Annotated in this window: 18 protein-coding genes; 14 read left to right on the forward strand and 4 right to left on the reverse strand. The window is 63.2% G+C overall.

Annotated elements, in window-relative coordinates; all coding sequences use genetic code 11:
* Positions 1–31: 31 nt before the first annotated feature.
* The 3 genes from AB3G45_RS20635 to AB3G45_RS20645 all read right to left on the reverse strand — a co-directional run bounded on the left by AB3G45_RS20635 (position 32) and on the right by AB3G45_RS20645 (position 3,094).
* Entirely contained in the window at positions 32–1,111 is a 1,080-nt protein-coding gene (locus tag AB3G45_RS20635) for a glycine betaine/L-proline ABC transporter ATP-binding protein (RefSeq protein ID WP_367832322.1), read from the reverse strand.
* On the reverse strand, positions 1,108–1,980 hold the full coding sequence (locus AB3G45_RS20640) for an ABC transporter permease (protein ID WP_367832323.1): 873 nt from the start codon (positions 1,978–1,980) through the stop codon (positions 1,108–1,110). The genes AB3G45_RS20635 and AB3G45_RS20640 overlap by 4 nt, the downstream gene beginning before the upstream one ends.
* Positions 1,981–2,080: 100 nt before the next feature.
* Complete coding sequence (locus AB3G45_RS20645) at positions 2,081–3,094, reverse strand: glycine betaine ABC transporter substrate-binding protein (protein WP_367832324.1); 1,014 nt, start codon at positions 3,092–3,094, stop codon at positions 2,081–2,083.
* Between the two features lie 670 nt (positions 3,095–3,764).
* Between AB3G45_RS20645 and AB3G45_RS20650 the strand changes: the two genes are divergently transcribed.
* From AB3G45_RS20650 to AB3G45_RS20715, 14 genes are all read left to right on the forward strand, one after another.
* The gene (locus tag AB3G45_RS20650; protein ID WP_367832325.1) at positions 3,765–4,721 is read left to right on the forward strand and encodes a TAXI family TRAP transporter solute-binding subunit; all 957 of its coding nucleotides are present in this window, start codon (positions 3,765–3,767) and stop codon (positions 4,719–4,721) included.
* Positions 4,722–4,798: 77 nt separating this feature from the next.
* Positions 4,799–6,904: a TRAP transporter permease gene (locus tag AB3G45_RS20655; protein WP_367832326.1), complete on the forward strand. Its 2,106-nt coding sequence runs from the start codon at positions 4,799–4,801 to the stop codon at positions 6,902–6,904.
* A complete protein-coding gene (locus AB3G45_RS20660) occupies positions 6,901–7,281 on the forward strand; it encodes a DUF1850 domain-containing protein (RefSeq protein ID WP_367832327.1) in 381 nt (126 codons plus the stop codon). The genes AB3G45_RS20655 and AB3G45_RS20660 overlap by 4 nt, the downstream gene beginning before the upstream one ends.
* Positions 7,282–7,423: 142 nt before the next feature.
* A complete protein-coding gene (locus tag AB3G45_RS20665; protein WP_367832328.1) occupies positions 7,424–8,455 on the forward strand; it encodes an IS110 family transposase in 1,032 nt (343 codons plus the stop codon).
* A 307-nt stretch (positions 8,456–8,762) separates the two neighbouring features.
* Positions 8,763–10,577 (forward strand): ATP-binding protein, encoded by a 1,815-nt coding sequence (locus AB3G45_RS20670; protein WP_367832329.1) that lies wholly within the window; start codon positions 8,763–8,765, stop codon positions 10,575–10,577.
* Complete coding sequence (locus AB3G45_RS20675; RefSeq protein WP_367832330.1) at positions 10,574–11,926, forward strand: sigma-54-dependent transcriptional regulator; 1,353 nt, start codon at positions 10,574–10,576, stop codon at positions 11,924–11,926. The genes AB3G45_RS20670 and AB3G45_RS20675 overlap by 4 nt, the downstream gene beginning before the upstream one ends.
* 12 nt (positions 11,927–11,938) lie before the next feature.
* Entirely contained in the window at positions 11,939–13,126 is a 1,188-nt protein-coding gene (lhgO, locus tag AB3G45_RS20680; protein ID WP_367833634.1) for an L-2-hydroxyglutarate oxidase, read from the forward strand.
* 234 nt (positions 13,127–13,360) lie between these two features.
* Complete coding sequence (locus AB3G45_RS20685; RefSeq protein ID WP_367832331.1) at positions 13,361–13,621, forward strand: DUF4212 domain-containing protein; 261 nt, start codon at positions 13,361–13,363, stop codon at positions 13,619–13,621.
* A gap of 9 nt (positions 13,622–13,630) precedes the next feature.
* Positions 13,631–15,397: a sodium:solute symporter family protein gene (locus AB3G45_RS20690; RefSeq protein ID WP_367832332.1), complete on the forward strand. Its 1,767-nt coding sequence runs from the start codon at positions 13,631–13,633 to the stop codon at positions 15,395–15,397.
* A 100-nt stretch (positions 15,398–15,497) separates the two neighbouring features.
* Positions 15,498–17,315, forward strand: coding sequence for a DUF294 nucleotidyltransferase-like domain-containing protein (locus AB3G45_RS20695; RefSeq protein WP_367832333.1), 1,818 nt, complete (start codon positions 15,498–15,500; stop codon positions 17,313–17,315).
* Between the two features lie 10 nt (positions 17,316–17,325).
* On the forward strand, positions 17,326–17,844 hold the full coding sequence (locus AB3G45_RS20700; protein WP_367832334.1) for a hypothetical protein: 519 nt from the start codon (positions 17,326–17,328) through the stop codon (positions 17,842–17,844).
* Between the two features lie 35 nt (positions 17,845–17,879).
* Positions 17,880–19,559: an exonuclease domain-containing protein gene (locus tag AB3G45_RS20705; protein ID WP_367832335.1), complete on the forward strand. Its 1,680-nt coding sequence runs from the start codon at positions 17,880–17,882 to the stop codon at positions 19,557–19,559.
* 538 nt (positions 19,560–20,097) lie between these two features.
* The gene (locus tag AB3G45_RS20710; RefSeq protein WP_367832336.1) at positions 20,098–21,042 is read left to right on the forward strand and encodes a bile acid:sodium symporter family protein; all 945 of its coding nucleotides are present in this window, start codon (positions 20,098–20,100) and stop codon (positions 21,040–21,042) included.
* A 133-nt stretch (positions 21,043–21,175) separates the two neighbouring features.
* Positions 21,176–22,579, forward strand: a complete 1,404-nt coding sequence (locus AB3G45_RS20715; protein ID WP_367833635.1) for an alanine/glycine:cation symporter family protein — start codon at positions 21,176–21,178, stop codon at positions 22,577–22,579.
* 142 nt (positions 22,580–22,721) lie between these two features.
* Here the strand turns inward: AB3G45_RS20715 and AB3G45_RS20720 are convergent, their stop codons facing one another.
* The gene (locus AB3G45_RS20720; protein ID WP_367832337.1) at positions 22,722–23,978 is read right to left on the reverse strand and encodes a Na+/H+ antiporter NhaA; all 1,257 of its coding nucleotides are present in this window, start codon (positions 23,976–23,978) and stop codon (positions 22,722–22,724) included.
* Positions 23,979–23,990: the final 12 nt, after the last annotated feature.

Raw genomic sequence — 23,990 nt, forward strand, 5'->3', positions numbered from 1 at the left:
AGCGTCGCGGCGCCGGGCCGAACAGCACTTTTTACAACGACCCATTCGACGGCGCATAGCGCGCCAGCGCCTTGATCACGTGTCGCGCCCTGACACGTCCGATCTGCCTGCCTGCCTCATCGAGAACCCCCACCCATTCATGCTGGTCAAAACAGGGCAGCACGTCTTCGCACCGCGCATCGGCCGGCATCGCCATTTCGCAAGGCTCGAATGTGCCCTTCTCCATGATCGTGCGGATATGGATCGCCCGCGCCTTGTTCACATCACGCACGAACTCCTCGATATGGGCGTTCGCCGGGCTGAGCACGATCTCTTCCGGCTTGCCCACCTGCTGCACGGCCCCGTCCTTGAGCACGGCGATCCGGTTGCCGATCTTCAGAGCTTCGTCGAAATCATGCGTGATGAACAGGATGGTCTTGTTCAAAGAGGATTGCAGCTCGAGAAGCTGTTCCTGCATGCCCGAACGGATCAAGGGATCGAGTGCGGAGAAAGCTTCATCCATCAGCAGGATATCGGTGTCCATGGCCAGCGCCCGGGCAAGACCGACACGCTGCTGCTGACCGCCGGAGAGCTGGCGCGGACGTGACTTCTCGTAGCCGGAAAGTCCGACGATCCCGATCCAGTGAGCAGCCTTTTCCAGTCGCTCGGCCTTGCCCACGCCACGTGTTTCCAGGCCATAGGCGACATTTTCGATGACGGAACGATGCGGCAGCAATCCAAACTTCTGGAATACCATTGCGATGCGGGTGCGCCGGAAACCGCCGAGCTGCGCCATCGTCATGTCGAGCACCTTTTCGCCATTGACGACGATTTCGCCCGCCGTCGGCTCGATCAGCCGGTTGACATGGCGGATCAGCGTCGACTTGCCGGAGCCTGAGAGGCCCATCACAACATATATTTGCCCTTTCTCGATATCGAGCGAGACATTGTCGAGACCGACGACGTGGCCGGTCTCGGACTGCACATCGGCCTTGGATCTCCCCCGCTGCAGCAGCGCCAGCGCCGCCTGCGGATCGGGGCCGAAAATCTTGGTGACGCCCCGCATGATGATGGCGAGGTCGTCCGATCCGGCCGCAGAAGCGGGATCATGAAACTGAGCGTGTTCCGTCATAAGCGAACCTCCCCGACGCCGATCCGCTCCTGGAGGCGCCGGCCATAGGCCTGGGTGATGCGATCGAACACGATGGCGAGCGCGACAATACCGAGACCGGCGAACAGCCCGCGGCTGACCTCAAGCCGGCCGATGCCCTGAAGCACCTGATAGCCGAGACCGCCCGCACCGATCATCGAGGCGATGACCACCATGGCGAGCGCCATCATCGTCGTCTGGTTGATGCCGGCGAGGATGGTAGGCAATGCGAGCGGGATCTGTACCCCGAACAGACGTTGCGTGGCCGAGGTGCCGAACGCGCGGCTCGCCTCCATTACCGCCGGATCCACATTGCGCAGGCCAAGATCCGTCAACCGGATCAGGGGCGGCGATGCATAGACGATGGTGGCGAGCAATGCCGGTATCTTGCCCGGCCCGAAGATCATCACCGTCGGGATGAGATAGACGAAGCTCGGCAGGGTCTGCATCAGGTCGAGTACGGGCGTCACCATCTGGCGGACACGGTCCGAACGCGACATCCACACGCCGACCGGAATGGAGATGACGATCGCCGTCAGCGTGGCGGCAATCATCAGCGCCGTGGTTATCATCGCGTCACGCCACAATTGCATCAGGCCGAGGAAAACCAGTCCCAGGAAGACGACAAGCGGCAGTCGCCAATTGCGTGTCGCCATGAAGGCGAGGCCGACGAAGAAGGCGATGAACAGCCACCACGGCGTCGCGATGAGCAGTCGTTCGATCCAGTTCAGCAGCATCAGCAACGGATAGGCCGCAGTCTCAAGCTCGCCGCCCCAGTTGCGCACCACCCAACTCAACCCGTCGTCGACGGCGCGCCTGAGCGGCTTTGTGTCGATCAGTTCCGGAAACATACGCTCCCCTTAAAATGTACGATTGAAAAACCCGCCAGAAGAAAATGCGACCGGGCAGATGGCCCGGTCGCTTGCAGACGTGGAGATGGCCGCGCCGCCATCACTTCAGGAAGGCTCGTACCTTCTCGGCAACCTCGGCCGGAACCCAGCCCGTCCAAACGTCCTGCTCCGTCTTGAGGAAGTTGCGAGCGGTTTCGTCCGCATCGGCCTTGTTCTCATCGCCATAAACGAGGAGCTTGCTGATCTGGGCATTGCTCAGGCCGGCCTTGGCCATATAGGTGGCGACGGCCGGCGCTTCCTTCGGCAACCAGGACGCAGCGCCGATAATCGCCGGGGAAGACGGGTAAGCGGTGATGCCCGGGGCGTCCGTGCAGTCGGTGTCCGTATTGCAGGCGTAGACGTCCGGCTTCGCCGGGCCAAGGTCGAGCTGGACCGCATCGAATTTACCGAGGATCGAGGTTGGCCCCCAGTAATAGAACAGGATCGGCTCCTCGCGGGTGAAGGCGCGCGCGATCGAGGCATCGAGAGCCCCGCCGGAGCCTGGCGAGAACAGGTTCCATCCCTTGCCGGACATATCGAAGGCTTCATAGAGCGCCGAGGTCGACAGCTCACACGCCCAGCCGGGAGGGCACGAATACAGCCGTCCCTTGTCGCCGTTCTCCGGGTCCGGGAAGAGATCGGGCCGGGCGATCACCGCTTCGGCGGTCTTCAGTTCAGGATGCTTTTCCTGCATGTAGCGCGGAATGAACCAGCCCTCGACCGTGCCGTCCGTGATGGCATCGCCGAGCTTGACGACGATACCGTCCGCAATGCCCTTCTCCCAGGCTTCCTCGACCGTGCTGGTCCACAGCTCCGGTGCAACGGCAGGCGTGCCGCGCGAAATCATCGATGCGGAGGTCGGAACGGTGTCTCCCGTCACGATCTCGACCGAGCAACCGTAACCGTGCTCCAGGATGATCGCATGGATATGCGCAAGCGCCGCCGCCGATGGCCAGGTCATCTCGGCTATGTCGATCTTCTTCTCGGTGCCACATGCAGCAGCGTCCTGCGCGTTAGCATTTGCACTCGTAGAAGCGGCAGAAATCACGCCAGCAGGGAGAAAGGAAAGGCCCACCAGAGCGGTAGCGACACACGATTTTCTAAGCATACATAACCCCATCCATTCATTTCAATGGATTAAGGCTATCAACCATGAAATATCATGTCAAATTCCTACAGGATACACTTATATTTCGTGTAAATCTATCTCTTCTACATATGAGCGTATACGTATGTACATTCAGACAAGTCGCCACGATTCAATCAAACAGAAATCGTGTTTCTACATAAATTCTCTAGTGGAAAAAAAATTCGCGCACCTGGTTTATTGAACAGGCTTCGGACTCATGCACAACGCTCGGCCTCGCTGCCGAAGGATCTGACCTCAACCGCTGACGTTTGAAGAAAATCCGGCAGGCATCGAACTGATTCCCGCACGCCTTTGCATCGATGCATACACGATGTATCCGCCATCCCCGCCATCGTCTGGACGGCAAGCGGAAATCGACACTCCAACTTTAAAAGGCGATCGTGCTGACCGCCGGAAACATCGATTCGGGAGTTTTGTTTCGGCATGTTATTGCCGAACCAAGTCAGGGTCTGGCAATTTCCTGCCTGATCGATCCTCGATCCATGGCTCGCTGCGAGAAAATACAACGGTTTAGATTTGGCCCGGCTTTTGCAACGAATGGAGGATGGCGCGGTAGGAGAAAACCGCGTCCATTCTACAACGGGAGGAGTTTTCCATGAAGAAAGCCGTCAAACGCGCCGCCATCGCGGCTGTCGCCACCCTGACCATGGCCGCGTCCATCACTTCGGCGAGATCCGACGAGTTCATCAACGTCCTGACCGGCGGCACGTCCGGGGTCTATTATCCGCTCGGCGTCGCCTTGTCCAAAATCTACGGTGACAAGATCGAAGGCTCGCGCGTCCAGGTCCAGGCGACCAAGGCGTCGGTCGAGAACCTGAACCTGCTGCAGCAGGGCCGCGGCGAGATCGCCTTCGCACTCGGCGATTCCGTCAAGCTCGCCTGGGAAGGCGACGCAGAGGCCGGGTTCAAGGCTAAGCTCGACAAGCTGCGCGGCATCGCCGCCATCTATCCCAATTACATCCAGATCATGGCGTCCAAGGAATCGGGCATCGCCACGCTTGCCGACTTCAAGGGCAAGAGCCTTTCGGTCGGCGCGCCGAAATCCGGCACGGAACTCAACGCCCGCGCCATCCTGACGGCCGCCGGCATGAGCTATGACGACCTCGGCAAGACGGAATACCTGCCCTTTGCCGAATCCGTGGAACTGATGAAGAACCGCCAGCTCGACGCCACGCTGCAATCAGCCGGCCTCGGCGTCTCGTCCTTCAAGGACCTCGCCACCTCGCTCGACGTCCAGATGGTGGCCGTTCCGGAAGACATCGCCGCCAAACTCGGCGCGCCCTATATCGCGGCCACCGTTCCGGCCGGCACCTACCAGGGCCAGGACAAGGATGTCTCGACGGTCGCCGTCGTCAACTTCCTCGTCACGCATTCCGAGGTTTCGGACGAAACCGCCTACCAGATGACCAAGCAGCTCTTCGAGAACCTGCCGGCCATGATCGCTGCGCACAAGGCGGCCGAGCAGATCGATCTCAAGGAGGCCCTGAAGGGTATGCCGATCCCCCTGCATCCGGGTGCCGAGCGCTTCTATAAGGAGAAAGGGCTGCTCTGAGGTTTCGGGACGCGACCATGCGGCGGGGATGATCGCCGCATGGTCGCTCTTCGCCACACGCCGCCCGGGAGGAACCGATGCACGATACCCAAGGAACGGTCGATGGCGCCGCCGCCGACCTCAGCAAGCATGACGCGCTCGCGGGCGTATTTCCCGCCTCGCCGGAAGGACGCCTACTTTTCGCGATCGCCTTCCTGTTCTCCGTCTTCCAGATCGCGACGGCCGCCCATCTCATCGACCCGCCGAGCCAGCTCGTGCGCGCGGTGCATGTCGGCTTCGTCACCGTCCTGATCTTCCCGCTGCTCACCGCCATGTCCGGCCGCGGCGGGGCAGTGCGCATCGTCGCCTGGGCTCTTTCGGCGCTCGGGGCGGCCGTGGCCGCCTACCAGTGCTACGAATATGCCGACCTTCTGGTGCGTGCGGGCGACCCGCTACCGCAGGACATCGTCTTCGGGGTGCTGGGGATCGGCATTGTCTTCGCTGCCGCCTGGGCCCTGATGGGGCCGGCGCTGCCGATCATCTCAGGCGTCTTCCTCGCCTATTGCCTTTTCGGCGAGTACCTGCCCGCTCCGGTCGATCATCGCGGCTACGGCTTCTCCCAGGTCATCGACCACATGGCCTACGGGACGGAGGGCATCTACGGCATTCCGACGCTGGTATCGTCGAGCTATATCTTCCTCTTCATCCTGTTCGGAGCCTTCCTCGAAAAGGCGGGCATGATCCAGCTCTTCAACGACGTCTCGCTCAGCCTCGTCGGCGCACGGCGCGGCGGGGCCGCGAAGGTCTCGATCATCTCTTCCGCGCTGATGGGTACGATCTCCGGCTCGGGCGTCGCCAATGTCGTCACCACGGGCCAGTTCACGATCCCGCTGATGAAGCGGTTCGGCTACCGCCCAGCCTTTGCCGGTGGCGTAGAGGCGACCGCCTCCATGGGTGGCCAGATCATGCCGCCCGTCATGGGAGCCGTCGCCTTCATCATGGCCGAGACGCTCGGGGTCGAATACCATGAGATCGTCAAGGCGGCCCTCATCCCGGCCATCCTCTACTTCGCCTCCGCCTTCTGGATGGTGCATCTGGAAGCAGGAAAGCGCGGTCTGCTGGGCCTGCCCAGGAACGAATTGCCGTCGGCGCGCGCGGCCATCGCCAAAGGCTGGTACCTGATCCTTCCACTTGCCGCGCTCGTCTGGCTGCTTTTCTCCGGTTACACGCCGCTTTTCGCGGGCACGGTGGGCCTCGGCTTCACCCTACTGCTCATTCTCGGCAGCTCGATCGCCCGCGGCCTTCCCTCGACTGTCGTTAAGGTCATCTTCTGGATCGGCCTCGGTCTCGTCGCCGCCGCCTTTTTCAAGTTCGGCATAAAGGTCGTGGTGGTCGCCCTGGCCGTGCTGATCGTCGCCAATGCCGTCTGGAAAGGCGGGCGCGAGACGCTCATGATCTGCCGCGACGCGCTGGCGGACGGCGCCAAGACCGCGCTGCCGGTGGCCATAGCCTGCGCGCTCGTCGGCATCATCATCGGCACGATGACGCTGACCGGCGCGGCCAACACCTTCGGCCAGTTCATCGTTTCGGTCGGCGGCAAGAGTCTGTTCCTGTCGCTGCTGCTGACCATGGTGACGTGCCTGGTGCTCGGCATGGGCATCCCGACGATCCCCAACTACATCATCACGTCGTCGATCGCCGGGCCCGCACTCCTGGAACTCGGCGTGCCGCTGATCGTCAGCCACATGTTCGTGTTCTATTTCGGCATTCTTGCCGACCTGACGCCGCCGGTGGCGCTCGCCTGCTTCGCCGCCGCGCCGATCGCCCGCGAGAGCGGCCTGAAGATATCCTTCGAAGCCATCAAGGTGGCCGCGGCGGGCTTCGTCATTCCATTCATGGCGGTCTATTCCCCGGCGCTCATGCTGCAGGACGGCGGAGCGCTCGCCTTCACCCTCGGCTATCCGGTGGCGGTCGCCTATATCGTCTTCAAGACGGGCTTCGCCATCGCCCTGTGGGGCGCGGCGGTGATCGGCTTCGCCGCCGTCCGCCTCTCGCTCTTCGAGCGCGTGCTGGCGACGGCCGCGTCCTTCTCCATGCTCGCCGCACTACCTTTGACGGACGAGGTAGGCTTCGCCCTCGGAGCGGTCTTCGCCGTCCTCGTCTGGCGCAAGGCCCGTGAGGCGGACGCGCCGCGCACGGCATGAGCACGCTCGTCTGCATCGCCAGCGGCAAGGCCATCGCCGTTGCCGCTGGCCTCTTCACCCTCAGTTGGACCCATTCGGTGGAGAAGATCGCATGGCAGGAAAGCTGGATGGCGACCCCTGCGGGGCTGGTGCTCCGGCAGGCGCGAGTCAAAGGATCGGGCGCAGGGATGGAGCCGGGCGAAGGCGCGCGCCGCATGGACGGCTGGTGGGTGTGGGAGCCGAAAATGCCGCCACTCCCCGAGCTCGTGCTCGCCGCATCCGGCGCCACTGTTTCCGGCTGGACGCTCTGCGATGCGGGTGGTTGCCGGGAACTCGGCCGCATCGAGGGCCGGCCGCTCGTGCTGCGTCCCTGCCTCGCCGCGCACGGCGGCAAATGACTTCGGCCGGCAAAACGCGCGCGCGACGCCATTCTCCTGTTCTTTCCGTGTGCAAGTGATGGTGTGGAACGGCCCTTCGCACCGGCATCGAGGATGCCTAATGTGGTGACGCCAATCGCCACAAGATAGAAGGGACCGTTCCATGGAAAAGATTACCATAGTCGGACTGGATTTGGCCAAGTCCATCTTTCAGGTTCATGCCATTACGGAAGATGGACATGTCGCTGTCCGACGTGCTTTGCGGCGATCACAGGTCTTGGAGTTCTTTCGCCAAATCTCACCATGCCTTGTCGGAATGGAAGCATGCGGGAGCGCCCACTACTGGGCCAACGCGATTGGTGAATTGGGTCATACTGTGCGGTTGATGCCGCCCGCCTATGTGAAGCCCTACGTCAAACGCAACAAGACCGACGCGGCTGATGCTGAGGCAATCTGCGAGGCGGTCACGCGGCCAACAATGCGCTTTGTGCCCGTCAAATCACCTGAGGAGCAGGCTGCAAGCATGGTCTTGAAAACGCGAGAGCTATTCGTGCGTCAGCGAAGCCAGACTGCAAACGCCATGCGTGCCCATATGGCTGAGCTTGGGGTTGTCGCTGCCACCGGAATGACAAGCATTGCCAAACTCATTGCCATTTTGCGCGACGATCGTGACGGCCGTCTGCCAAACTCGGCCAGGGTAGCGCTCCTTGAAATGGCCGAGCAAATAGAAAAGCTGACGGCCAGGATCGAGGCGCTCGACGCCAAGATTATCGCGGCCGTGAAAACCGATGAAGCGGCTCGTCGGCTGACTACCATCCCCGGCGTAGGGCCAATCATCGCGGCAAGCGTTCGCGCCGCTGTCCATGATCCCGAAGCCTTCCGCACAGGGCGAGATTTGGCGGCCTGGATCGGCATTACACCAAGGGCGAATTCCAGCGGAGGAAAGGAGCGGCTGGGTAAGATCTCAAAGCAAGGTAATAAGCAGTTGCGCACCTTACTCATCGTGGGGGCAACCTCGGTCCTGAAGCAGGCTCGCCGTGGGGTCAAGCTGCCAGCCTGGGTCGTTTCGTTACTGGCGCGCAAAGCGTACAAAGTTGCTGCTGTCGCTTTGGCGAATAAGATCGCGCGCACGATATGGGCGCTTCTCGTCAAGGGCGGCACCTACCAAGCGCCGGGAAGCATGACCAGAGTATAGGACAGGAGAGGCTCCGGCGGTTCGCCGTCGGATCAAGCAAGGTGCCAAATGAGTGATGAACCCGAGGGGCGACACCTCGATACCGATCAGACCGTCTGACGCAATGCGCTTCGAGCGCGTGAAAGTGATTAGGCGATCGGCATCGCGGATATCATCGTGGCCAGCGGCTATGACCGCGCTGACAGGCCGGACATATGACTGCACCGTCCGACGGGGATTTACGCAGAAACCATCTTGCTAATCGGGCCGTTCCACATATGGCGTTAAGGTCATGGATACGAGGACCAAGGCACGGATCGGCCCGAGAATGACGCGCACCATCGGCCGCATGACGATAGCAATGCTCATTGCGACATGCATCGTGCCCTTTGTCGCCTATCATCTCGCCAACGGCGTGGCGCTCGCCACGCTGGAAGTCCAGCTCCAGCGCAGCCTCGTTCTGACCAATCGCGCCATCGAGACGGAGATCGGGCGTTTCCGCTACCTGCCGGCGGTGGTCGGCGAGGATGCGCGCATCCGCGCCTTGGCCGACCGAGAGCACAGCGAAGCCTCGCTTGCCGCCGCCAATCGCTACCTAGAGACCATCGTCAAGCAGGCAGGCCCGGCGGAACTCTACGTTCTCGATGAACGCGGCATCACGCTCGCGGCCAGCAACCATGCGACATCAGAGAGTTTCGTCGGGCAGGACTACAGCTTCCGCCCCTATTTCCGCAACGCGATGCGCGAAGGTGACGGGCGCTACTATGCGATCGGCGTGACGACCGGGAAACCCGGCTACTTCCTCGCCACGCGCATCGACATCGCGGGCGAACCGCCCATCGTGGTCGTGGCCAAGGCGGACCTTTCGCTCATGGAATCGGCTTGGGAAGCGGCAGGCGTGCAGACCGCCATCGCCGACCGATGGGGGATCGTCTTCCTCTCGGGCAACCCGGACTGGAAGTACCGGCCGCTGGCCCCTCTAGGGGCGGAGGCCTCGGCACGGCTTTCCGAGGAACGCACCTATGTGGGCGCCGACTTCTCGGCGCGCAGGCCGATTCTGCCGGATGGCGTGGTGCTGCCCGCCGGAACGGCGGAAGACCCGGCGCTCAGCCTTCATGAAGGCAATAGCCGCTTGCTCGCCCGCTTCTCAACCATCGAGTCGGATGGCTGGCGCGTGCTGGCGGCAACCGGCACCGCCGACACGGCGAAGCTCGCCGGCTTCTGGGCGCTCGCGACGCTGATCGCCGGCCTACTGGCAACCGGAGCGCTCTACTTCCTCCACCAGCGCGCCCAACTCATCCGCATACGGCTGCGGCAGGGCGAGATGCTGGAGCGTATGGTAACCGAGCGCACGCGGGACCTCGCCTGCGAGATCGATATGCGCCGGAAGACCGAGGAGGAGCTACGCCACGCGCAGGAAGGCCTCATCCATTCCGAGAAGATGGCGGCGCTCGGCCGCATGTCGGCGGCGATCGTGCATGAGGTGAGCCAGCCGCTCGCGGCACTCGACGCCACGCTCGCGACAGCCGGCGTGCTGGCCGGCAAGCAGGAGGCCGGGGCCGCCGGCGAACGCATCATCGACGCGCGCTCCCTCGTTCGGCGCATGCAGCGCACCGTCAAGCACCTGAAGACCTTCGCCCGCAAGGATGCCTCGGAGCTGGAGGATGTCTCCATCGACACGGTCATCCGCAACGTAGCGGACCTTGCGGCACCGCGTGCGAAGACACTCGGCGTCACCCCGGTCATCGAGGCGGAGACCCCCTCGCCCGTGGTGATCGCCGTCGCGCTGAAGCTCGAGCAGGCGATGCTCAACCTGCTCCTGAACGCGCTGGATGCGGTCGAGGGCCGTCCCGATCCGTCCATCGTCATCCGCCGCTCGCAGGATCACGGGCGCGTGGAAGTAACGATCACCGACAATGGATCGGGCATCGCGCCCGAGCATCGCGACCGCATCGTCGAGCCCTTCTTCACCACCAAGCTAACCGGCGAAGGCCTCGGCCTTGGGCTTTCGATCGCCACAACCATCGTTCGGGAATGCGGCGGCGAGATCCGCTTCGCCGAGGTGGCGGGCGGAGGCACCCGCGCCACGATCTCCGTGCCGCTCGGCAGGCGCGGCGCCGGCCGGCTGGAGGCAGCGCAGTGAGCCGTGGCCGCATTCTTCTCATCGATGACGACCGCGACCTGCTGAAGGCGGCCACGGACTGGCTCACCGTCAGCGGCTTCTCCGTCGATGCGTTCCACAGTCCGGAAGAGGCCTTCACGACCCTGTCGCGCCAGGCGCCGGATGTCGTGGTGACGGATGTGCGCATGCCCTGCATAGACGGCATGACCCTCCTCAACTCGGTCGTCCGCCAGAAGGGCGACATCCCCGTCGTGCTGATCACCGCCCATGGCGATGTCAGCCTTGCCGTCCAGGCGATGAAGCAGGGCGCCGAGGATTTCCTGGAAAAGCCCTACGATGCCGACCGCCTTCTTTCCGTGCTCGACAAGGCGGTGGAGAAGCGGCGCATGAAGCAGGAGATATCGCGCCTGCGGAGCCTCGTCGGCGGCGAAGGCGAGGCGAACGCCATCATCGGCGACAGTCCGGCAATCCGCGACCTTCGCAGCCGCGTCGAGACGCTCGCCGACGTGGACATCGACGTCCTCGTCATCGGCGAAACGGGCACGGGCAAGGAGCTCGTCGCCCAGGCCCTTCACCGGCTCAGTCGCCGCACCGGGGCGCCCTTCGTGGCGATCAATTGCGGCGCGCTGCCGGAAAGCATCTTCGAGAGCGAGATCTTCGGCCATGTGAAAGGGGCCTTCACTGGCGCGCTCGCCGACCGCGAGGGCAAGTTCGAGCATGCCGCCGGTGGCACCGTCTTCCTCGACGAGATCGAGTCCATGCCGCTCGGCCTGCAGGCCAAGATCCTGCGCGTGCTGCAGGAGCGCACCATCGAGCGGCTCGGCGAGAACCGCCTGCGCCCCGTCGACGTGAGGATCGTCGCGGCCGCCAAGAGCGACCTTGCGGCAGACATTGCCGCGGGGCGCTTTCGCGAGGACCTCTTCTACCGTCTGGCGACCGTGGACATCCGCATTCCGCCGCTGCGCCAGCGGCGCGACGACATCGGCCTCCTGTTCGGGCATTTCGCCGCTCTCGCGGCGCAGCGCTACGGCCGCCCCGTCCGCACGGTTCCCGCCAGCCGGATCGCCGTGCTCGAGCAGCAGGAATGGCGCGGCAATGTACGCGAGCTCAAGGCACAGGCCGAGCGCTTTGCCCTCGGCCTGGACGAGCCAACCCCGGCCGCAGCGGACGCACCGCTTTCCTCCGATACGCTTGCCCTACCGGATCGCCTCGCGGCCTACGAGGCCCATGCCATCGCCGAGGCGCTGGACAGGAACGGCGGCAACACCGCGCGGGCAGCGGCAAGCCTCGGCATTCCCCTGCGCACGCTCAACGAAAAGATGTCTCGGCGCGGCCTTACAGGTTTTCGAAAGAAGCACGGGAACGCATAGGACAGTCTGATGATTTTCGACTATTGCATCATCGGCGGCGGCATCGTCGGGCTCGCGACCGCCATGCGCCTTCTTGAGGACAGGCCCGGCAGCAGCCTGATCCTCATCGAGAAGGAAGACGCGCTCGGCAGGCACCAGACCGCCCACAACAGCGGCGTTATCCATGCCGGCATCTACTATCCGCCCGGCAGCCTGAAAGGCGAGCTGTGCCGCAGGGGCGCCGAGGCCACCAAGACCTTCTGCGTCGAAAACGGTATTCGTTTCGAGACCTGCGGAAAGCTGCTGGTCGCCACGTCCGACGTCGAAATGCAGCGCATGGACATGCTGTATGAGCGATCCAGGCAGAATACCATCGAGGTCCATCGCATCGGCGAAGACGAGTTGAGGGAGCGCGAGCCGAACATCAGCGGCCGGGGCGCGCTCTTCGTCCCCTCGACAGGCATCGTCAGCTATGCCGAAATCTGCCAAGCCATGGGACGGCGCATCGGGGCGCTCGACGGCGATATCCGCCTGTCCACCCGCGTCACCGGCATCCGCGAGAGCGTCGACGCCGTCGACATCGCCGCTAAGAACGAAAGCTGGCGGGCGCGAAAGCTGGTCGCCTGCGCAGGCCTGCAATCGGACCGGCTGGCGATCCTCGCCGGCCTCTCCATCGAGCATCGCATCGTGCCCTTCCGCGGCGAGTATTTCCGCCTGCCCGCGACCCGCAACGATATCGTGCGCCATCTCGTCTATCCGATCCCGGATCCGGCCCTTCCCTTCCTCGGCGTCCACCTGACGCGCATGATCGACGGCGGCGTGACGGTCGGTCCCAATGCGGTGATCGGCTTCGCCCGCGAAGGCTATCCGCATCTCTCCTTCAACCTTGCCGACATAGTCGACTACGCCCTCTTTCCCGGCTTCTGGAAAACCGTGTTCGCCAATCGCAAATCCGCCATGGTGGAACTGCGCAACTCGCTGTGGAAGCGGGGGTATCTCGAGGAGTGCCGCAAATACTGTCCAAGCCTCACCCTCTCGGACCTCCTGCCCTGCGAGGCCGGCATCCGCGCCCAGGCCGTGCGGAGCGACGGCGCGCTCATCCACGATTTCCTCTTCGCCGGGACGGATCGCATGCTGCATGTCTGCAACGCCCCCTCACCCGCTGCCACCTCGGCCATTCCCATTGCCGAGATGATCGTCGCACGTATGAGAAAACCATAGTCCAGGAGCGTTCCGCAGCCAGCCTGGAACAAATTCCACGTTCTCGCTTGAAAAGCTCCAACATAAGCAAAACGTTGAATATAGGGAACAAGATTACCCCTACTAACGGCGAATATACTGACCGTTTCGGAAAGGGTATGCGTTAACGGTTGATCCTCCTGCTATGGGAGTACCGGGGGGAACTGGGGAAGGCGCGCCCAACGCGCGCCTTATCAATAAAAGGGAGGAACAGTCGTGACGGAAAACTCTTCGTCCAACGCCTATTGGTCAGCGAATATTCGCATCATCTATATCTGCCTCGCGATATGGGCAATCGTCTCTTACGGGTTCGGCATCCTGCTGCGGCCCGCTCTATCCGCTATTCCCGTAGGCGGCACCGATCTTGGCTTCTGGTTCGCGCAACAGGGATCGATCGTGATCTTCATCGCGCTGATCTTCTACTACGCCACATACATGAACAAGATCGACCGTGCACACGGCGTTGATGAAGAGTGAGACAGGCACATGGATCAATATACGCTTAACCTGTTGATCGTGGGTGCGTCCTTCGTACTCTACATCGGCATCGCCATTTGGAGCCGAGCGGGTTCCACAGCCGAATTCTACACCGCCAATCGGGGCGTCAACCCGGTCATGAACGGCATGGCCACGGCCGCCGACTGGATGTCGGCCGCTTCCTTCATCTCCATGGCCGGCATCATCGCCGGCGGCGGATACATCAACTCGACCTATCTGATGGGCTGGACCGGCGGCTATGTACTGCTCGCGCTGCTGCTTGCGCCTTACCTGCGCAAATTCGGCAAGTTCACCGTGCCGCAATTCATCGGCGACCGCTTCTACAGTCAGTCGGCCCGCCTCGTGGCCGTCGTCTGCCTCATCATCATCTCCGTGACCTACGTCATCGGCCAGATGACGGGTGCCGGCGTCGCTTTCTCGCGCTTCCTCGAAGTGGAATCCTCGACCGGCCTATGGATCGCGGCGGCGGTGGTCTTCGTCTACGCCGTTCTCGGCGGCATGAAAGGCATCACTTACACGCAGGTCGCCCAGTATGTCGTCCTGATCATCGCCTACACCATCCCGGCGGTATTCATCTCGCTGCAGCTCACCGGCAATCCGATCCCGTGGTTCGGCCTGTTCGGTACCCATACCGAATCGGGCCTGCCGCTGCTGCAGAAGCTCGATCAAGTCGTCACCGACCTCGGCTTCAATGCCTATACGGGCCAGGGTTCCATGCTGAACATGACCCTGTTCACGCTCTCGCTGATGATCGGCACCGCAGGCCTGCCCCACGTCATCATTCGCTTCTTCACCGTTCCGAAGGTGGCCGATGCGCGCTGGTCCGCCGGTTGGGCGCTGGTCTTCATCGCCCTCCTCTATCTCACCGCACCGGCCGTCGGCGCGATGGCCCGCCTCAACATCATCAGCACGATCTTCCCTGGCGGCACCGAACAGGAAGCCGTACTCTATGACGAGCGTCCTGACTGGATGAAGAACTGGGAAGTCACCGGCCTTCTGAAATTCGAGGACAAGAACGGCGATGGCCGCATCCAGTACTACAACGATGCGTCCGAGGGCTTCGCGGCCAAGGCTGCCGAGCGTGGCTGGTCCGGCAACGAGCTGACGATCAACAACGACATCCTCGTTCTGGCGAACCCGGAAATCGCGCAACTGCCGGGCTGGGTCATCGGCCTTATCGCCGCCGGTGGTCTCGCCGCGGCACTTTCGACGGCCGCCGGTCTCCTGCTCGCCATCTCCTCGGCGATCAGTCACGACCTGATCAAGGACTGGCTCAAGCCGGACATCTCGGAGAAGAACGAGCTGATGGCCGCCCGCATTGCCATGGCCGGCGCCATCCTGATCGCAACGCTGCTTGGCCTCCATCCTCCGGGCTTCGCCGCCCAGACGGTTGCTCTGGCCTTCGGCCTTGCCGCCGCCACGATCTTCCCGGCGCTGATGATGGGCATCTTCTCCAAGCGCATCAACTCGACCGGAGCGACCGTCGGCATGGTCGTCGGCCTCGTCGTCACCTGCCTCTACCTGTTCACCTATCTCGGCTGGTTCTTCGTCGCCGGGACGAACATGCTGGAGAACGTGCCGTCGAACTACCTGTTCGGCATTCCGCCGACGGCCTTCGGCCCCATCGGCGCCCTGATCAACTTCGCGGTGGCATATGTCATCTCGGCCGCAACAGCCGCTCCGCCGAAGCACGTTCAGGATCTCGTCGAATCCATTCGTGTTCCACGCGGCGCGGGAGCAGCGACCGGCCACTGATAATGCACGAGCCTGAAGGTGGGCGGCTTGCGCCGCCCGCCTTCAAACCATCCGTAACGCCGATCGCAACCGCGGACCTGTCAGGACTGTCATGGCCTCAATGCCGGCGAACGTCGCGAAATTCCTTGAATCCGTCCATCCCTATGACAGCTTGCCACGGCCGGAATTCGACCGGATCGCAGCAAGCTTCTCCTGTCAGTCCTTTACCGCAGGCGACACCATTTATCGGCACGGGGAACCGCTCCCCGGCCTTTGCCTGATCATGGACGGCAACGTCGAGATCATCGACCCGACAGGCGGCGTGATCTCCCGTCTGTCCGCGCGCAATTCCTTCGGCGAGCGCGGCCTGATGGCGGAAGGGCAAGCGGCAACCACCGCCGTCGCACTCACCGAAACCCTGATCCTGATCTTGCCAGCAGGCGATTTCAGCCGGCTGATGGTGGAACAGCCCGTCTTCCGGCGCTTTTTCGCCCGTGGCCGCCACGCCGAGCCGCGTCGCAGCGACATGGCGATCCGCAAGGTCGGTGAACTGATGTCCAGTCCTGCCCATTCCTGCGGGCCCGCCGACAACGTGCGCGACGCCGCACGGCTCATGCGCGAGCACAAGGTATCCTCTCTCGGCGTGATCGAGGATCGACGTCTGGTCGGGTTGCTCACCATACGCGATCTTGCGATGCGGGTCTTGGCGGAGGAACGAGACCCCACCACCACGCCCGTCTCCGCCGTCATGACACGCGACCCGATCGGCCTGCCGATCGACGCGCTCGGCTCGGACGTGCTCAACCTCATGCTCGAGCATCGCATCGGCCACCTTCCCGTCGTCGACGGCGGCATGCTCGTCGGCATGATCACACAAACCGACCTCACCCGGTTCCAGGCGCTCTCCTCAGCCCATATCATCCGCGAGATCGCGGAGGCGGACGGCATCCCGACATTGCGCGCCGCGACTGCGCGTATCCCGGCCCTCCTCGTCCAACTCGTCGGCGGCAACAATGCCCATGAGATCGTGACGCGGCTGATCACGAATATCGCCGACGCGGTCACACGCAGGCTCATACAGCTCGCCGAAGAGAACTTGGGGCCGGCGCCGGTTCCCTATGTCTGGCTTGCCTGCGGCAGCCAGGGACGGCAGGAGCAGACCGGCGTCAGCGACCAGGACAATTGCCTCTTCATCGATGACAGCTTCGTCGAAGAACAGCGGCCGTGGTTCGATACCCTCGCGCGCTTCGTCAGCGACGGCCTCAATGCATGCGGATATGTCTATTGCCCCGGCGACATGATGGCGACCAATCCCCGCTGGTGCCAGCCGGTGCGCGTCTGGCGCACCTACTTCCAGAGCTGGATCACCACGCCCGATCCGATGGCGCAGATGCTGGCCAGCGTCATGTTCGATCTGCGCCCGATCGCGGGCGACGCTGCACTCTACAGCAGCCTTCAAGCGGAGACGCTGGAGCAGGCAAGCCGCAACTCGATCTTCGTCGCCCACATGACGAGCAACTCGCTGAAGCACACTCCGCCGCTCGGCCTTCTGCGCGGTTTCGCGACGCTGCGCAGCGGCGAGCACCGCAACCAGATCGACATGAAGCACAGCGGTGTGATCCCCGTCGTCGATCTCGGCCGTGTCTATGCCCTGATCGGACGCCTCACACCCGCCAATACGCGCGCGCGCCTTCTGGCAGCCGAGGAAACCGGGGTGATTTCCGGAGCCGGGGCGCGCGATCTCGTCGCGGCGTACGACCTTATCGCCGAATTCCGGCTACGCAACCAGGCAGCCCAGATCAAGGCCGGACGCAAGCCCGACAACTATCTGGGACCTTATGAGTTCGGCGACTTCGAGCGTTCCCATCTGCGCGACGCCTTCGTCGTGGTCAGAACGATGCAATCCGCCCTCGCCCACCGGGGAAGCGCGCCGGTATAGGAGGACCGTCATGCTCTATGAATTGATCGCGGCCATCGTCGCCGGCATCGCGCTGGCCGGCGTCGCCATGGCCCTGCGCCATCTGAGCCGGGGGTTCCTCCCGAAATGGCTCGTACCGGCCGCCGCCGGCATCGGCATCCTGGGCTTTTCCGTCTGGAGCGAATATAGCTGGTTCTCACGCTCCCTCGCTGCTCAGCCTGATGGCGTGGTCGCCGCCTGGCACAATGAGGAGAGCGCCCCGTGGCGGCCTTGGTCCTATATCGCGCCTGTCGTCACGCGCTATACCGCGCTCGATACCCGCACCATCCAGCGCCACCCGGATTTCCCTGCCCAGGTCATCGTCGACCTCCTCTTCGCAGCCCGCTGGCAACCGGGCACCCTGGTCAAGGTCGCATTCGACTGCTCGACACACAGGCGGGCCGATCTCGTGGGTGAAAGCGTCTCGATAGCGGAAAGCGGCGAGTTGACGGGAGTAAGCTGGAGAGAGCTCGCGCCTGACGACACGGTCCTGAACATCGCCTGCGGCTAGGTACGGGAACCCGCGACTATTCAGGAGGCAGACCGTTGAGATCGGGACCACGCAAGCGAATTCTGGCTTTCTTCGCCGCGATTACAGCAGGCAGCCTCACGGTTCTCGCGGTTGGCCTCTGGTTCGGTTACCACCGCAACACGGAACCGCAAGTTCTCGGCGCACTCCTGCGGACGGGCATCGCCACCGGCTTCGGTCTCATCGGCCTTCTCGTCGGAGCGTGGCTTCTATTCGACAAACATGTCGCAAGGCCGGTCGAGCAGATCGCGGCGGCAATGCGCGTGCGCGCACATGCCGACGTCACCGAGAGAATGGAGATTCCAGAGACTCCCCATCTCGGCGATCTGTCCACCGCCGCCGCCGCTGCTGCTGCTACTTTGGACCGTGCACGCAACAATCTCGCAGAGACGGTTGCACGGGAAACCTCTCGGCTGCTGGCGGACAAGGGCAAACTGGAGCAGATGCTGTCCGATGTTCCCCCTGCCGTGCTGCTGTGCACCGGCCGCCACCATCTCGTTTTCTACAACAGCGTCGCCCAGCACCTGCTGGGCAGCCCGGATATTCCCGTTTGCCTGGATCGCAGCCTGTTCGACTATCTCGACGATGGCGCGATCCGCCATGCGCATCGACGTCTGCTCGAAGCGGCCATGCCGGATGCGATCATCGAGTTCGTCTGTTCACTTCCAACCGGTGGGCGCCGGCTGGCAGGCCGCATACGCCTTGCCGGCGACAATGACGGCGACGTCGGCGCCTATGTGATGACGCTTCGCGATGTGACCGCAGAGATCACCGCCTTTGCCCGTCGTGACATTCTCTTGAACGATATCTTCGTCGTCATCCGACCAGTGGTCGCGGCCCTCAAGTCAGCCGCCGAGACATCGAGGGACGGAGCGGCTCTGCGTCTCGATCATGATTTCGCCGGCCTCGACAGGACAATGCAGGAGCTGGAACATCGATTCGAGGCTTGCCAGACAGCCGGTTGGCCTTCCCCCTTTGCCGGCATCAGGGAAAGTGAAACACCGCTGCAGTCGTTGGAGCCGTCCGCCGCGAAATTGCCCCGCACGGTCACGTATGACTTCGACTTGCTCTCCCGCGCCAGCTACGACAAGCTCGCCGACGCATTGCTTGACGATCTCACCTATGTCGTCTTCGATACGGAAACAACAGGCCTGCTACCGGAGCAAGGAGACGAACTGGTTCAGATCGCCGCCGTGAGAATCGTCAACGGCAGGATCGTGCAGGGCGAGACATTCGAGACGCTCGTCAATCCGGGCCGCCCCATTCCCGCGGCTGCATCGGCCATCCATCGGGTGACGGACACGATGGTGACCGGCGCGCCAAGCGTACTCGACGTCGTGGAGCGCTTCCACAGGTTTGTCGGAAACGCCGTTCTCGTTGCCCACAATGCTCCCTTCGACATGGCGTTTCTCTATCGGCACGAGAACGCTCTCGGCATCCAGTTCGACAATCCCGTATTGGATACGGGACATCTCTCCATCATGATCTTCGGCCCGCAGGAGTCCCATACACTGGACGCTATCACACGCCGACTTTCCATGCATCTGCCGGAAGCGCTACGCCACACGGCCATGGGCGACGCCGCCGCGACGGCGGAGGTTTTCGTAAAGCTCAAGTCGATCCTCGCCGCGCGAGGAATTCGAAGATTCAGCGAGCTTAAGAAAATAAGTCGCGCAGGAAAGCGCCCTCTGGCCTGAACGGAAACATTAGCAAAGAATAATAGAATAGTAGTTCCACACGGTACAAATATTCAACCTGAAAATCTTTCTTACGCTCACCTGCACAACGTCTGTTTATCAGTTGACAATTAGTGGCACCTTGTGCGGCTATGACATGCCGGCAAAGTCCAGGCCGCCGTCTTTCTGCTCCCTCAGAATCCTCTGGCGGCGGCCTGGCACCAAGGGTCAGCAAAATCCATTCAATTGGAACCTGCGTTCGGGGCGTATATCGCAGGCTTGGCGGGGTCACAGCAAAAGCCGCAAGCAGGGCGGATTAGAGCAGGCCGGGAATGGTCACAGCCGTCCGCTCGGCGTCATGCCTCCCGCCGTCTCATAGAGAAACGGTTCGCACCCTCCGCCAGAAATGCGGCATCTGCCGGGGAAGGCGAGACCTCGCCGAGCGACTGCCCGGCGGGCAGATAACCGCTTCCATTGGCATCGGCAACGGTTTGCCGGCTTGACAGAAGGACAAGTGCGTATAGACCCGCGGCAGATATTTCCGGTTGGAGCAAGCATTGTGAAAGCATTGGCATCCGTTTCGGCCTTCGTCGGCAAGACCTTCGCCGGCTGGGTCATCCTCTTCGCGGTCCTCGGCTTCTTTTTCCCCGAAACCTTCAAGCAGTTCGTCCCGTGGATCGTCACGCTTCTGGCGATCATCATGTTCGGGATGGGCCTGACCCTGTCGGTGGACGATTTCCGCGAAGTGGTGAAACGTCCCTTCGATGTCGCAATCGGTGTGCTCGGCCAGTTCCTCATCATGCCGCTTCTCGCCGTGCTGTTGACGCGGATCATTCCGATGCCGCCCGAGGTGGCCGCCGGCGTCATCCTCGTCGGTTGCTGCCCCGGCGGCACGTCTTCGAACGTCATGACCTATTTGTCGAAGGGCGATGTCGCGCTGTCGGTCGCCTGCACCTCGGTCACCACGCTGGCCGCGCCGCTCATCACGCCCTTCCTCGTCTGGCTGTTCGCCAGCCAGTATCTTCCGGTCGACGGCTGGGCGATGTTCCTCAGCATCGTCAAGGTCGTCCTCGTGCCGCTCGCGCTCGGTGCGCTCCTTCAGAAGCTGCTGCCCGGCGTCGTCAAGGCGGCGGTGCCCGCACTTCCCCTCGTGAGCGTCATCGGTATCGTCCTCATCGTTTCGGCCGTGGTCGGCGCGTCGAAGACGTCGATCGTCCAGTCCGGCCTGATGATCTTCGCCATTGTCATCCTGCACAACGGGCTCGGCTACCTGCTCGGCTTCTTCGCAGCGCGCGCCGCAGGGTTGTCGCTCGCCAAGAGCAAGGCGATCGCCATTGAGGTCGGCATGCAGAATTCAGGCCTCGGCGCGGCGCTGGCGACCGCCTATTTCTCGCCGATCGCCGCCGTTCCCAGCGCCATCTTCAGCGTCTGGCACAACATCTCCGGCGCGCTTCTGGCCAACTGGTTTGCCGGGCGTAAGGAAGAGGTAGCCAAAGAGCGCTGAAGCGCGCGTTCAAACTTGCGGTTTCACAACTCCCGTGCAACGATCCGGTTACCGAGACAACCAGGGCGTCGCGCGCCCGGTTGGCGATGGGTGTCAATGAGCATTCCTTTCGGAGAGGGCCGCCGTGACCGTTCTGAACGCCATCATCGACTTCCTGAACACGATCTTCTGGGGTTATGTCCTCATCTACGGGCTGATCGCCGTCGGCATCTATTTCACGCTGCGGCTGGGCTTCATCCAGTTCCGGCATTTCCCGGAACTGTTCCGGTCGGTGATGCGGGCGCCAGCGAGTGACGCCAGCGGCATCACACCATTCCAGGCGCTCTGCACCAGCCTCGCCTCACGCGTCGGCACGGGCAATCTCGCAGGCGTAGCTGTCGCCCTCTTCCTCGGCGGGCCGGGGGCGCTGTTCTGGATGTGGGTCGTCGCAGCGGTCGGCATGGCGACGGCCTATTCCGAAAGCGCGCTCGCACAGCTCTACAAGGTCACGGATCACAACGGCCAGTATCGCGGCGGTCCGGCCTTCTACATTGCCCGTGGGCTCAACGCGCCCTGGGCAGGCATGATCTTCTCGGTCTGCCTCATCATCGCCTTCGGTCTCGTCTTCAACGCGGTGCAGGCGAATTCCATCGCCGACGCCATGCAGGGCGCGTTCGGCGTCGACAAGATCTGGGTCGGCGTCGCGCTCGCGGTACTGACCGGTATCGTGATCTTCGGCGGTATCCGGCAGATCGCGCAGGTGGCGGAATATGTCGTCCCGTTCATGGCCGTCGCCTATCTCGGCATGGCTCTCTACGTGGTCGTCGCCAACATCACCGAAGTGCCCGGCGTTATCGCACTGATCGTCAAGAGCGCCTTCGGCATCGAGCAGGCGGCGGGCGGCATCGCCGGGGCCATGCTGAACGGCGTCAAGCGCGGCCTGTTCTCCAACGAGGCCGGCATGGGTTCCGCGCCGAACATCGCCGCCGTTGCCACGCCCTCCCCGCACCACCCGTCCAGCCAGGGCTTCGTACAGGCGCTCGGCGTCTTCATCGACACGATCCTGATCTGCACGGCCACCGGCATCATGATCCTGCTCTCCGGCGTCATGACGCCCGGCTCGGAGCTCACCGGAACGCCGCTGACGCAGGAAGCCATGGTCGCCCATATCGGCGAGGCCGGCCGCTACTTCATCGCCATCGCCATCTTCTTCTTCGCCTTCACCTCCATCATCGGCAATTACGCCTATTCCGAGAACGCGATGGTCTTCCTGAATCTCGACAACAGGGGGGCGATCAGCGGGCTCCGGGTGGCCGTCCTGCTCATGGTGATCTGGGGTGCCTATACGACGGTGGCGGTCGTGTTCAACATGGCCGACGCGGCGATGGGCCTGATGGCGTCGGTCAACCTGGTCGCCATCGTGCTGCTCTCCGGAACGGTCGCCAAGCTGACAAAGGACTACTTCGACCAGAAGAAGACGCACGAGCCGCGCTTCGATCCGGAAGCCTATCCGGAATTGAAGGGCAAGATCGAGCATTCGATCTGGTCTCGGCCGTAACTTCGATCAGATAAACGGGCTGCGAGCGGGAGAAGAAGAAGCGTGATGGTAGCGCGGGGGATGTTCCCGCGATTGTCGCCGAATGCTCCGCTTTCGAAAGGCGTGTCGGGAGTATCGCTCCGACCTGCCGCGTTCCAGAAACCTACGCCTTCTTGCGCACGCCGAAGAGGCGGCCTGCGGCGATGGCGATGACGGCGCTGCCGAGGCTGAGCAAGGCCCCCATCTTGGCCGCGTCCTGCACGGGACCGGCCGGGAAGGCGACCGAGGCGACGAACAGCGCCACCGTGAAGCCGATGGCCGCCACGCAGCCGACGACCGGCAGGTCGCGCACGGCCATGCCCTCCGGCAGGCCGAGCCGCAGCGGATAGGCCGCAAGCCAGCCGAACAGGGTGATGCCCAGCGGCTTGCCGATGACGAGGCCGAGGAGCACCAGCCATGTCGGCTCGGAGATCGCCGAGAACTCGACGCCGGCATTGAGCAGCCCGAAGCCGAACAGCACGAACTGCACCGGCACCTTGAGGGCATGCTCGATGACGTTGAGCAGGTCGGTCTGGTAGCGCTCCTCCTCGGCGAAGATGCCGAATTCCCGCTCCGCATGGGGAATGGTCGGCACGATGGGCAGCAGCCCGAGCGCCGGATGCAGGCCGGCCATCTGGAAGCCGTACCAGCTCATCGCGCCGGCCAAGGCCCAGGGCCAGAAGCCGAGCGTCTTGCGCAGCCAGGTGGAATGGGGCCGGTCCTGGTCTCCCCTGTCCAGCCGGCGCGGCAGCGCATTGGCCAGGAAATAGACGCCGAGCGCCGCGGCGAGCGACAGCAGCAGCCAGGCCGGCGCCACCTCGCCCGAGGGATAGAAGACGGCGAGGATCGCCAGCCCGCCGGCGTCGTCGGCGATGGCAAGGAGCAGGAGGAAGCCGATGGCCGGATGCCGCGCGCCGAAGACCACCCGCCCGACGAGATAGGAGAAGGCGATATCGGTGGCCGTGGGAATGGCCCAGCCGCGCGACACGTCGCCGAGCACACCGAGAGCCGATGCGAGGAGGAGATAGACGACGACCGGGCCGGCCATGCCGCCGACGGTCGCGATCAGCGGTGTCAGCGCCCTGCGGCCGCGCAGGGAGCCGTCCCTGAGCGCCACGGCCTCCCAGACCTCCTTGGCGGCCATGGCGAAGAAGAAAGCCATCAGCACGTCGTTGAACAGGAAATGCAGCGTCATCACCCGGAGGGAATGCCCGCCGTGGCTTTCCAGCGCCCCGACAGGGCCGCCGCTCCACAGGGGAAAATGCACCAGGGCATGGTAACTGCCGGGCGAGAGATTGGCCCAGAACAATGCGATTGCCGCACCGCTGACCAGCAGCAGCGAATAGTCGGCGACATAACTCCAGACGCGGTACATCGACATCTGCCTCTTTTT

Source organism: Shinella sp. S4-D37, assembly GCF_040812195.1.
Taxonomy (GTDB): Bacteria; Pseudomonadota; Alphaproteobacteria; order Rhizobiales; family Rhizobiaceae; genus Shinella.